Origin of the sequence: Alistipes sp. UBA6068 (assembly GCF_949428155.1) — a bacterium.
Taxonomy (GTDB): domain Bacteria; phylum Bacteroidota; class Bacteroidia; order Bacteroidales; family Rikenellaceae; genus Alistipes; species Alistipes muris.
In genome coordinates this window covers 44,044-56,105 of the sequence record NZ_CASQFS010000009.1, presented here as the reverse complement: position 1 = coordinate 56,105, position 12,062 = coordinate 44,044, and the positions used below count along the sequence as shown (strand labels likewise).

Annotated in this window: 12 protein-coding genes and 1 pseudogene; 7 read left to right on the top strand and 6 right to left on the bottom strand. The window is 43.0% G+C overall.

Translation table 11 applies throughout. The annotated features are described in order from the left end of the window. Positions 1 to 116 precede the first annotated feature (116 nt). The 3 genes and pseudogenes from QVG21_RS06740 to mobV all read left to right on the top strand — a co-directional run bounded on the left by QVG21_RS06740 (position 117) and on the right by mobV (position 2,412). Positions 117 to 407: a helix-turn-helix domain-containing protein gene (locus tag QVG21_RS06740; RefSeq protein WP_287923331.1), complete on the top strand. Its 291-nt coding sequence runs from the start codon at positions 117 to 119 to the stop codon at positions 405 to 407. Between the two features lie 2 nt (positions 408 to 409). Continuing rightward, positions 410 to 631, top strand: a pseudogene (locus tag QVG21_RS06735) (AAA family ATPase); the annotation flags it as partial. A 362-nt stretch (positions 632 to 993) separates the two neighbouring features. Then, positions 994 to 2,412: a MobV family relaxase gene (gene mobV / locus QVG21_RS06730; protein WP_287923329.1), complete on the top strand. Its 1,419-nt coding sequence runs from the start codon at positions 994 to 996 to the stop codon at positions 2,410 to 2,412. 78 nt (positions 2,413 to 2,490) lie between these two features. Here mobV and QVG21_RS06725 read toward each other — a convergent pair whose 3' ends face one another. Genes QVG21_RS06725 through QVG21_RS06700 form a run of 6 tightly spaced genes read right to left on the bottom strand, consistent with a single transcriptional unit; the run spans position 2,491 to position 6,668 of the window. Next, positions 2,491 to 2,985: a hypothetical protein gene (locus tag QVG21_RS06725; RefSeq protein ID WP_287923327.1), complete on the bottom strand. Its 495-nt coding sequence runs from the start codon at positions 2,983 to 2,985 to the stop codon at positions 2,491 to 2,493. Positions 2,986 to 2,987: 2 nt separating this feature from the next. Further along, positions 2,988 to 3,920, bottom strand: a complete 933-nt coding sequence (locus tag QVG21_RS06720) for a hypothetical protein (RefSeq protein WP_287923325.1) — start codon at positions 3,918 to 3,920, stop codon at positions 2,988 to 2,990. 12 nt (positions 3,921 to 3,932) lie between these two features. Continuing rightward, positions 3,933 to 4,817, bottom strand: coding sequence for a DUF6175 family protein (locus QVG21_RS06715; protein ID WP_287923322.1), 885 nt, complete (start codon positions 4,815 to 4,817; stop codon positions 3,933 to 3,935). A 12-nt stretch (positions 4,818 to 4,829) separates the two neighbouring features. Then, a complete protein-coding gene (locus tag QVG21_RS06710; RefSeq protein ID WP_287923319.1) occupies positions 4,830 to 5,285 on the bottom strand; it encodes a hypothetical protein in 456 nt (151 codons plus the stop codon). A gap of 8 nt (positions 5,286 to 5,293) precedes the next feature. Further along, positions 5,294 to 6,130 (bottom strand): LpoB-related protein, encoded by an 837-nt coding sequence (locus QVG21_RS06705; protein WP_287923317.1) that lies wholly within the window; start codon positions 6,128 to 6,130, stop codon positions 5,294 to 5,296. Between the two features lie 7 nt (positions 6,131 to 6,137). Next, positions 6,138 to 6,668, bottom strand: coding sequence for a hypothetical protein (locus QVG21_RS06700; RefSeq protein ID WP_287923315.1), 531 nt, complete (start codon positions 6,666 to 6,668; stop codon positions 6,138 to 6,140). Between the two features lie 1,119 nt (positions 6,669 to 7,787). Here QVG21_RS06700 and QVG21_RS06695 point away from each other — a divergent pair. The 4 genes from QVG21_RS06695 (at position 7,788) to QVG21_RS06680 (ending at position 12,060) form a co-directional block, all read left to right on the top strand. After that, positions 7,788 to 8,276 carry a hypothetical protein gene (locus QVG21_RS06695; RefSeq protein ID WP_287923312.1) on the top strand — a complete coding sequence of 163 codons (489 nt, stop codon included), beginning with the start codon at positions 7,788 to 7,790 and terminating at the stop codon, positions 8,274 to 8,276. Between the two features lie 82 nt (positions 8,277 to 8,358). Continuing rightward, positions 8,359 to 9,045: a DUF2971 domain-containing protein gene (locus QVG21_RS06690; protein WP_287923309.1), complete on the top strand. Its 687-nt coding sequence runs from the start codon at positions 8,359 to 8,361 to the stop codon at positions 9,043 to 9,045. Next, positions 9,042 to 10,211: an SIR2 family NAD-dependent protein deacylase gene (locus tag QVG21_RS06685; protein WP_287923306.1), complete on the top strand. Its 1,170-nt coding sequence runs from the start codon at positions 9,042 to 9,044 to the stop codon at positions 10,209 to 10,211. The genes QVG21_RS06690 and QVG21_RS06685 overlap by 4 nt, the downstream gene beginning before the upstream one ends. Beyond that, on the top strand, positions 10,195 to 12,060 hold the full coding sequence (locus QVG21_RS06680; protein WP_287923304.1) for an ATP-binding protein: 1,866 nt from the start codon (positions 10,195 to 10,197) through the stop codon (positions 12,058 to 12,060). The genes QVG21_RS06685 and QVG21_RS06680 overlap by 17 nt, the downstream gene beginning before the upstream one ends. Positions 12,061 to 12,062: the final 2 nt, after the last annotated feature.

Sequence of the window (12,062 nt, the reverse complement as noted above, 5' to 3'; positions counted from 1 at the left end):
ACCTCAAAGATAGGTCAATCTGCTATCAAGCTTATCCTCAATATATTTGCCCCTGTAACGGTTACAAGTCACGGAGGGCATGCACTCCATTTGTTTCATTTAAAATCCATCGAATTATGGAGAAAAGTATTGAGATGCGAGTTGCAGAACTCGAAAAGCAGGTGTTCCAAACCAAAAACGTGTTGAGTCTCGAGGAGGCCAGCCGTTTTCTGAACCTCTCGAAAAGCTACCTCTACAAACTGACGTCGGGCAATCTGATTCCGCACTACAAGCCGCAGGGCAAGATGCTCTATTTCGAGCGTGCGGAGCTGGAGGCATGGTTGCGTCGCAATCCTATCAAGACGCAGGCGCAGATCGAAGCCGAGGCACAGCAATACCTGCTCGGCCGCTCCTCGAAGAAGAAGTAGCGATGAATGCGCAACGTGATTCCGATTCGGTTCCGGTTTCTTCATGGCGTTCGGCTCGTCTGTTGGTAACGGACGAGTTCGCGGCTCCGCCCGTGATTCTGCGGGTCGATGATTCGGTGATCGGGACTTTGGGGAATTTCAGCGCTTCTACCGGCAAGGTAAAGAGCAAGAAGACGTTCAACGTCTGCGCAATCGTGGCGGCAGCCATGACCGGCAGTACCGTATAATTATTCAGTCTTTCCGCCTCTGTGCGCCCTATGGGATTTGGAAGGATCCCTCCGGGCCGCACAGGGGCGCAGGCTTCCGGGCGTCGGGTCTCTTTCATCGACTGCTCCTGCTGACGGACACATCATCGATACCGTCACCTACTATCGGCCGCTCTGCGCCCGCGGCTTTTTCTTCACAGAAAAGCCATAGCCTATTAGGGCTTTTTTCGAACCGCAACACTTCGTGTCGCTGAAAAAGCCCCAATAGGCCAAAGGGCGGCCCTTTGGAAACCCCTTGCGACCGTTCCGGCTGCAGACCGCATATACGGTCGAAAATTCGACCACCACGAGTATCAATTATCCAAAACCTATCTACTATTATGGGATATGTCGTATTGCATTTGGATAAGTCGCCGGACAATGAAGTACCGATGACCGCCCATATCGCACGTACCAAGATGCCGCCGAACGCCATACCGGAACTGACCTACCTAAACGAAGAACTCGTCGAATTTTCAGAGGGTGTAGCCGACCGAACGGAGGCAATCAACCATCGACTCGAACATGCCGGATTGACCCGCAAAATCGGAACGAATCAAGTGCGGGTAATTCGTGTCATGCTGACCGGCACACAAGAGGATATGAAACGTATTGCTCAAGAGGGCCGATTGAAAGTGTGGTGCGCCGATAACCTCGAATGGTTGCGGAAAACTTTCGGAGCCGAAAACGTCGTTTCGGCAGTATTGCACATGGACGAAGCAACACCGCATATCCACGCAGCGGTCGTTCCCATCGTTACGGGCGAACGTCGCAAACTCCGAAAGCCGAAAACAGACGAACCGGATAAACGGAAATACCGCACAAAATCCACGGCACGGCCTCGATTGTGTGCCGATGACGTAATGTCGCGCGTCAAGCTGAAAGAGTACCAAAATACCTACGCCGCCGCGATGGCTAAGTATGGACTGCAACGCGGTATCGACGGTTCGAAAGCTCGACATGTTACGACGCAGGAGTTTTACCGCAACGCCATAGCCCAGCAGCAGAACTTGCAGGATAATATCGGCGAACTGCTCCGCATCGAGGAGGAGAAACGCAAAGCCGTCAAACATGCCGCGAAGCAGGAACAAGCAGCGCGTGAAGAATTGCATCGAACCGCAGCTGAACTGAACGCCATAAAAGGCGAACTAAAAACAGAACGGCTAAAGAACTCCGCCGCCGAGGTCGGTACGACTATTCTCGACGGCATCGGGTCGATGATCGGCACGTCGAAAATCAAGTGGCAGGAGCAGGAGATAACACAATTGCGACAAGAAGTCGCTGCACGCGATGAAACGATAGAGATTCTGCAAAAGAAGATTCAAACCATGCAGAACGAACATAGCCGAGGACTGACGGCAATGCAGGCTCAACATATGACAGAAATGGCGAGCATGAAGAAACGACACGAAAAAGATTTGTCGCTACTGAAAGCAGTCATCTCAAAAGCGACGACTTGGTTTCCCTATTTCTGTGAGATGATACGGATGGAGAATGTTTGCCATAAAGTAGGTTTCGATGAAAAACAAACTGCAACGCTTCTGAAAGGCAAACCGCTCGAATACGGCGGAGAACTATATTCCGAAGAACACAACTGCAAATTCCCGGTCGAACGAGTAACGGCACAAATCACACTCGACCCGACCGGCAAACGAAAACTACAACTAAATATCGACAAGATGCCGTTTAAGGAGTGGTGTAAAGAGCAATTCGCGAAAGTAAAGAATGTTATAAGATTCAATCCGAAATTAAGATTGTAAAGTTGGGATATTTAAAATTCTATTCGAACAAAAAACATATGCCACTCCCAATTATTTCAGGAGTGGCATATGTTTCTGTTAATAATATTCAGTGATTGTTTGATTTGTTAAATCCGGATACTTATCGATCGTTATGGTTTGTATTACTGTTTTTCCAACATATTCGTATGACACCTTACCCGTGGATTCACTCGGAGATATGTTATGCGTTATCCTTTCGATAATTCGGCCATACTTATCGTAAGTATACTCGGTAGTATATTCATATCCAGATGATATGTAATGTTTTATAAGTCCCGTTGGAGAACCATGCCAAAAATACAATCCGTCAATGTATTTTTCGCTACTGGCGCCACCTTGGGAGCCACCGCCGGATGCTTGGAGCGCTGCGAGTTCCGAATCGAGCCGTTCGATCTCTTGCTTTAAATTGGTTACTTCGTTTTGCAAGGCACGGATCGAGTTGTATATGGAAGAATCTTCATCCATCGGCGATTCTCCGCAAGAATTGTTGATGGAAACACCAATTAAAAATGCTGCGATAACCGAAATAAATTTGAAAGCGAAACGTTTCATAGCTATTTTACAATTTGTGTATAATGAATTGCCGGTTGGTTTGAATAGTAAGATTTCGCAATGTCTCGAATTGCCGAGATGCGTTGTTTTTCTAAATCGACCAAGGTGTCGAATATTCGGAATTTACGTTCGATAGCCTCTGCTTCTTCTTTGTCGACCTGCTGTTTGATTGCATCCAATAGCTGGGAACACTCGGATTTGCATTGGCTTTCCGGATCGATCCATACGAGATACTCGACAGCACCGGAGTAATCTTTCAAGGCGATGCAACCTTTGGCATTTTGAATCAACCGTTCGCAGTGAACATTTTGATAGTGTTTATAAATATCCATCATTACCGGAATTACTTGCGCATAGGAGGGAAGAGATGACGGAAAGCAAGCCAATTCGGCAAGAGCGGCTTCGTATTGCTCTTGGGCGGCAAGAGCCTTTGCTTTTTGCAACAATTTGGAGCAGTTCGTTTCGTAATAAGAGTAGATACGGGTCTTGCTTTCGGAAAGGAACTTCGCATAAACCGGAGATTGCGTGTCGATTTTCGATATGGCATTCGCTACGGCTTCCGATTTATTAAATCCGTTGCCGGAGAGCGATACCGAGACAGAATTGACTTTCATGCCGGTAGAAACCTGTATTACGGAGAGTATCAACTCGGTGTTTGCGACGATGATATTCTTCATTCCGCTTTCAACGGTTTGCATCTCGCAAAAGTCGAACGCCGGATACAGTATGAATGTGCCGTCGGAGTAGGTTGCTACTCCATTTGCGGTGGCTATCTGTTCGATTTTATGGTGCAGACGCAGAAGATTTGCAACTGATAAATCATCCATCTGCTCAGGGCAGACGACACCGATATGTACATCAGCATTCGCGTTTTGTGCTTTTATACTGTATATTACCAATATGCTACATAAGCACGATAAGATTATCTTTTTCATGAGAGCTTCGAGTTATTGAATGGTAATATAAATCGTATTGCCTTTGATATCGCGAGCGATTTTCAGTCCGAGGCTGCGCATGAACTTGAATATCTCCAACGCGAACTTATTCGTGTTGTAGTTGTTGCCCGTAACCGGGTCTTTCAAGGGAATGCGTACATCATCGAAAATCATCAGCCGGTCTGTCGTACCTTGAATGTGGTAATTGTTCTTGTAGGCATGCTCCTCCATCCACAACTCCAGTTCGTCCGAAAGTTGCAAACCTTGCGTACCAACTTCGGAGGACATCGTATGAACGGAGGCCTCGGCAAATCCGAAATTGATGATAATGGATTTGCCGTTCTCCACAATGTCCGTAAATTTGTTCTGCATGACATTCAGAAAATCTTCGGCGCAACTTTCGATAGCCTTGCTTGCCAGTTTGCTGATATCGTCCGTATAGAATTTGCCGCTTTCTCCGACCTTGTTGGCCAACGAGTTGCCGGTGGATATTTCGTAAGCTGTCACGAGCATCTTTACCGAGTTGCCGGTTGAGGAGAGTAGTACATCGGTTTCTGCTTCGACATATACGTCGGCTCCAGACATCTGGATGATTTGACTTTTCAGATCGGTTTGATTATCGGCTGTAAAGATTGCATTATCGCCGGCTGCTTTCAGTTTTGCCGTAAAATCTACCGTCGTAAATCCGCGCGAATCGAATGCTTCTTTAATTTTTGTCAGTGCAATTCGTTTGTTAACATCGGCTTCGAGAATAGTACGAATATCTTCGCCCTCTTTCGTGTAGGGTATTACCATGATTTTAGGTTGGACAGTCGTAACAGCCGGAGTATTTGTCTGTGCAATGGAACGACTTCCGAACAGCAATACATAAAAAATAGTTATAAGGTATTTGTTCATATAGGTCAAGTTTTAGTAGCCGAATTTTCGGATAATGCCATGCGTTTCCAGATCGGAACGTAGGGCCGTTAGGTTGATTCGGACGTCCATCGTTACATTTCGTTGCGACCAGTCGTGTTTGGCAAAGTCGCTGACCGGAATTGAAGAGAGCACGAATGTCTTGTGCCGTCCGTTGGCAAGAAGTTCCTCGAAATATTGTTTATAGCGGGATTTGGCCGTTGCTTCATCGATTCCTACAAGCGGTGTCGTTTGCTGCGATCCGGGAAGACCTCGAAACAACAATAATTCGATAGCATATTGTTCTGCCGAATTCATCGCTTCGTCGGCGGTTTTTCCGAACCCGGTACTCCGAATCGTAATGGCTCCATTCTGTTCAGAAACGAATCCGACAGACTGCACGGTATAGACGTGTTTGGAGCAAGACCCTAAACAGAAGGCGAGTAACAAGCAAGGGAGGAGGTATTTCATAATTATTTCTAATTATTGATGATAAGGCTACAATTCAGTTTTTCGGCAGCTTGGAATCTTGCTAATAATTCTGCGCCTATTTTTTTCGGTACGCTGCATTCTGCAAAATCATTTCCGGGGAGTTTCGTTACCGTAATTTCTCCGATTACAGTAGGATACGGCTTCCCGTTCAGCATTTCTATATATTCAACCCGAAATTGATCGCCTACGGCAATTCCGTGGCTTTTCCCGACGTTGAGGAGAACCGTCCCTGCGACTTCTTTTTTGTAATCCAATACCTTTATGATTTCTGCCGAAAGCGGAAAATTTTTGCGAAAATATTCTTCCAACTCTTTTTGGAGGGAGAACATCGACTGCGTTACGGCACTTTCCGGCGACATCATCATTTCGCTGGTTTGTCCCTGAAAACTGGTAGCTTCCGTGCTCAATCCGGTTTCCACATCGACGACTTTCATTTGGAATGCGACGCTGGCCTTATACCCCTTGATCGATCCGTCGGGATTCTTCATCGCATAAACGGGAATCTTGACAATATGTCCCGCAATCATCTTTTCAGCAGCTACGGCAACACCTTGATTCGCGATGTTTTTACTATCGATGAACGCTTCGCTTTTTTGTAGTTCGAGTTCTGCATGCACTTTGTCGTAACTCGTACGATCTACCACTTGAAATCGGTGCGTATTAGTCAGCATTTCGACGACTTTTTCCGTTACCAATCCTGCATACTTATAGCTGCCGTCGCAGGTAAACTGCGCAACGCCTACGACCGGACGGGTATCGCTTTGTGCATAGCCCCAAAGGCTATGCACAGCGATACACATGAACAACGAAATGATTCGTTTCATTTCCGAATTACAAGTTATCGTTCGAAGTTGCAGTCTTGATCATATCGGCGATAGCTTTCACTTGGAATGCGCTTTCGACACCGACGATCTCCAAAACATCTTTGGAGTATTTCACCGATTTCGTAGCAGCTGCCAGCTTCATCGGATTCTTAACTCCTTTGAGTTCCTCACCGGCTGCGGGTACCAATTTCGTAGCGGCAGCAACAGCCGCTGCCTGCGTTCCGATTCGAGTGCTCAATTCCGTCAACTGTTCTAAGGTCGGCTTTTTTACGGTAACATCCGTAACGCCATCCTCGGTCTGACCGATCGAACGGTAATACAAACCTTGCAACAGCGGTGTAATCTGAATCGATTCAACTGCGACAAGGCCTGCGGCCGAAGTCAATCCGTCGACCGTTGCAATACCGCAGTTTTTCGGCTGGACTAATTTTTCCAACTTTGCTGCACGCTCTTTCGATGCTTGCATCTCTTCGGCGGTTTGAGCCGAAACGCTGACGGCGCATACGAGTGCCATCATGCACAATACTACTTTTTTCATTTGTTTAAGTTTTTTTTGTTTTTCCTACTCTTTCCCAGATTTTCGGATTCCTCTGTTGCTCAGAAAAATAAAAGGTGCATTTCTGATTCCCATATAGATAGGACAACAGAAACACACCTCCGAAAATGGGGTGCATTCGCCTTTGCCTTTCTCTACATACTTTTGAAATTTGGTCGTTTTCAGTCAGGAGAAATCAGCGATGCCGAATATGTCAAAATTCAGTTACATAAAATTCCATTTAAAATACTACAAATAAAAAAGGTGCATTCCCGTACTCATTCTAACTAACTGAGGTACGACCAAGCACCCGTATGCATTAAAACAAGCCATAGGAATACACCCCATCGGTGGAGTGTATTCGCAATGACTATTCCTCTGCATACTCTCAAATTGGTCGTTTTCAGTTACGAGAGAACAGCCGCAAATACTATTTCGATACAAAAGTAGGAAAATATTTTGGAATAAGTTGTTACCTCGATCCATTTTCTATAATGCATTTTTACGTTAGGTATTTAAATTATTTGCTTAATTAGGATATGATTAGTATTGCTTGTTTGCCAGAAAATAACTATTTTGCGTAAAAAATCTACTATAATTAGATATGCGATATGAATAATTTGATTTCACAGATTAAAGTAACCAACTTTCGTTCAATCAAATATGTAAAAAATGATTGTTTGTTTTTCGTATAACTATTTCAAAAAGAGGAGAAAGAATTAGTAAATACCTCTTTTAATATGCGAGATGATGGTGCAAAATCGAAATTTTCATGCTATTTTAAAGTGGTTACAGGTGTATATTGCAAACGTTTCTTTCGAAAGACGTAATCTGAATTTGCGAATGTGATGGCACAACTGGACTATATGGAGAAACGAGACAGTAAACATTTAAAGATCAAATTTTGGAAGGATACAGATATGAATACCCGTTCAAGTCTATTTTAACTTATTTTAGACCATTATTTCCGCTTTCACCAACATGTCGAATGTCGGATCGGTAAGTCTCTATATTATTTATAGGACATGATTTGTCCGCTTTGTAAAAATTGATATTTTGAAACATGAAAGAAAAAGACAATATTGGTGTATTGGTAATTAGGAATTGAATAGATTTTTTTGTATGAGTACAGGAGTAGAAATGATGAAAGATTTGAGTTATGTAGATATTCAACAATTAGAGCAGTATACCACTATAAATCAGAATACGATTGAGTCGGCTTCGGCAGATAAGGCTGTGGAAGAGTTTTTGGACAACTATAAGAATTGGAAAGAAGTCGTAGGATATATGGTGGACGCCAAGGATGGCGCACGGTTATATGGTGCTGCACTCTGTACATATGCTGGTAATCTTTGTTTGTCGAATCTTCTTTCAGAAGATACGGCAAGATTGTTACATGACGAGTTGTCTGATTATGAGAGGAAAGTGAAATATATGTATGGATTTAAGAATGCCTTGTATATCAATCTTGCTATATGTCTTCACAAATTATCTCTTGCATCCAATGAAAAACTGAAAAAAATATCTGAAGAAAGCTATATATTATTCACAGGCGGAAGCAAATCATACTTCATATCAAGTAGAGTGTTATGCTTACAGAACTACCAATAAGTATCTCTTGGATTCTTTAAAAAATGAGACGCTGAGTATGTCGTCACCCACGACTTTCAACGACCCCTTCGATTGTCCCATATTGGAGCTGCTGACTCTGTATGGAGATGATATATCTCGACTTATCAGCGAATCATACAAGGAATGCTTGAAAATTACGTGTTTTGTTAAGAACACAAAAGTTCAACCAAAATTGGATAATGATGATAATCTAATATGGGAGCAGAAGCATGATAACGATCCAGAAGAATACCTGAATGACCTAATGTGGGCTCACTATGCCGACAATCATAAGGGAGTGTGTATAAAGTACCACTTCAACAATGATATGACGAAATTTGCAGATGAGGCCAAAAGTCAGGTGGCATACTTTCGAGATGTAGAATACACTTCAGACATGGATTCCTATAGGAAGAATGGTGCAATCAACCTACAAGATGCTTTCTTTGCAAAGGGCAAAGCATGGGAATATGAGAATGAATTGCGATTGCTCTCTTATGATCCGAAAGGAACAGGGGACTATGCTAGCATTGACGCAAAGAACAGCATTGTTGCAGTCTATTTCGGTTTGAAATGCCCCAAAGACCAACAAACAGAGATTATGGATATTCTGAAAGGGCGTAAATGGGTGAGCGAAAAAAGTGTTTGGGATGTGGCCAAACATTCATTTGCTAATATCAAGGAAGAACATCCGGTAGAGTTTTTTCAAATGGAAGTAGACAAAACACACTTTGGGAAATTGAAAGCTGTAAAATATGGAGATTTATGAATCATGATCAAATAAGACATTTGCGGAATTTAAGGTTGCTGTTGTCTCAAGATAAAGCCCCGCTTGGATTCTTTCTTGCAGCGGGTTGTCCTTTGTCTGTTAAAGCCTCAGGAACACCACTGCTTCCAGATATGGTGGGGTTAACCAAGATTATCAACGATGGCCATGATACTGATGTAGCGACTACACCATATAAGAGGCTGATAGCAGAGTTAGATAAGGCTGGCAAGAACACCTCAAATATAGAAGATGTTCTTACTTATATCCGCTCAATGAAAGAAGTCTCAACTGGCGGTGGCACTGTACGAGGTTTTACGGAAGATGAGCTAAATGGCTTAGAAACAGAAATCTGCAATACAATAGCAGATGCAGTGAACAAGGACTTACCAGATGGAGATAATTCGTATAGAAGATTAGCTAGATGGGTAGGTTCTATTGATCGTGTCATACCAGTTGAAATATTTACAACCAACTATGATTTGCTGTTAGAGCAGGCTTTAGAAGAACAAAATGTACCGTTCTTCGATGGATTCTCTGGTTCAAGATATCCATTCTTTGACATTCATTCTGTCGAAGAGAATGAGTTGCCTCCATACTGGGCGAGATTATGGAAACTGCACGGTTCTGTGAATTGGAAAGCTATGTCGGGAGGTGTTTATAGGGTGTCTAAAGGCATAGCAGGCTCTCCAGAATTGATATATCCCTCTAAACTGAAATACGACCAAAGTAGGAAGATGCCATTCCTAGCTATGTCTGACAGATTGACAAACTTTCTATTGAACCCTCATGCCGTATTATTTGTCTGTGGTTATTCATTTGGTGACGAGCATATCAATGACACTATTATAAATGCTCTGAAAGTAAACCAGAGTGCAAATGTAGTGGCATTGATGTATGGGAAGATGAAAGATGCAGCTGGTACATTGGTTGCACCAGAAGCCGTAAAAAGAGCATTAGAACGCCCCAACCTTAATATTTGGTACGATGAAGAGGCCGTAATTGGCGCCCAACGCCGTGAATGGTCAAAGTTTGTAGATGATAAGAATGAATTTATACACTTTAATTTCAAGAAGATTGATGATTGCGTATCTTTCGGCGATTTCGCCTCTTTCACTTCTTTCCTTTCTGAACTAATAGGAGATCATCCAGATGCAGACAAAAAATAATCCCGCAGTCATAGGAGCTGTTAGAAGCATTTCTGGAACAAATGTTTCTGTACAGTTATACCCGTCGGTCAATTCAACCATTTCTTATATTTACGGAAACGGTTATAAGATTGGCCAAGTAGGTGGCTTTGTGAAGATACCGCAAGGTTTTGTTAACTTGTATGGCACCATTGTACAGATAGGGGCAAATGCAGTACCCGAATCCATAAGAGACTATACCAATACTGGGCTAAGGTGGATGACGGTACAACTAGTGGGAGAGGGCGCAAAAGGCCAGCCATTTGAAAGAGGTATCTCACAATACCCGATGATAGATGATGAGGTTTATATTGTTACAGAGGATGATCTTGTGAATATATACGGTCGTGAGAAAGGGGCTGAGTTTGTGTCTGTGGGAACGATTTCGGGAGCGGAGAATATTCCTGCTTTGGTAGATATCAATAAGTTAGTATCCAGACATAGTTGTATCGTTGGCTCTACGGGAACAGGTAAATCAACGACTGTGGCAGGACTAGTTAACACTCTTATAGATTCTACTATTTTCCCATCCTCTAGGATTATTCTCGTTGATATTCATGGTGAGTATGGTAGTACCTTTAAGGATAGGGCAAATGTATTTAGAATAACGCCTGAAGATGACACGGACAAGAGATTGGTTGTACCCTATTGGGCCATGAGCTTTGATGAGTTCGTGAGTTTTGCCTTTGGTGATATTCCAGACAATGACCGATTTCCTCTTTCGGAACTTATTCTAACGCTTAAAAAGCTTACAATAGAGAAAAACCCTTGTTTGTTCTCATATCTAAATACGGATAATATAACAGTAGATACACCTGTGCCTTTCAGCTTGCAACGTTTGTTCCTCTATTTATACAGGTTAATGTTTGCAACGCATACTTGCGCGGGAACTGGACAGAAAATATGTGCTATTGATAAGGATTTTGATGAGGCAGCGACGACAGAGGCTTTCATAACAAATGAAGACGGAAGTAAAATGACAGGATCGATAGAGCCATTTGTGCTGCCCAAATATAAGGAACAGCAGCAATCAAAAATATTCTTATCTGCTGCTACCATGAATCTGAGAAAGCAGTTGATAGCGTTGCAGGCAAAGATGACAGACCCTCGTTTTGATTTTGCATTAAAACCAGAGGGTTTTATTCCAGACGCTGATGGAAAAATAATAAATGACATACATTCATTGTTAAAACTCTGGATGGGAGAAAAAACTCTCTCAGTTTTTGATGTCTCAGGAGTACCGAGTGGAATATTACATGATATTATAGGAATTCTTCTGCGTGTTATGTATGACTCTATGTTCTGGTCTCGTAATCTTAAACAAGGAGGCAGAAAACGTCCTTTACTAGTAGTGATGGAGGAGGCTCATAATTATCTTGGAAGTGACAATTATAGCAGAGCATCCAAAGTAGTACGCCGCTTGGTAAAGGAAGGACGTAAATATGGTATCAGTGCCGTGATCGTAAGCCAACGCCCTTCAGAGATTGATCCAACTATTCTCTCTCAATGTGGTACAACGATAGCTTTGCGCCTGACAAACTCTAATGATAGAGGTATAATTGCCAATACCGTTTCAGATAATCTTTCTAATCTAGTGAATATGCTTCCGATTCTGAAGACTGGAGAATCCATTATTGTTGGTGAGGCAGTGAGAATGCCTATGAGAGCGATCATAACATTCCCTGACAAAAAGGATAGGCCAGACAGCAATGACCCCATTGTTGCATCTAATGAGGTAGGTAAAGGGGGCTGGAATAATGCTTTAGATATTACTGATAGTGAGTATCAAGACATTGTGAAAGCATGGAGATTACAACAAGTAAATTTATAAAT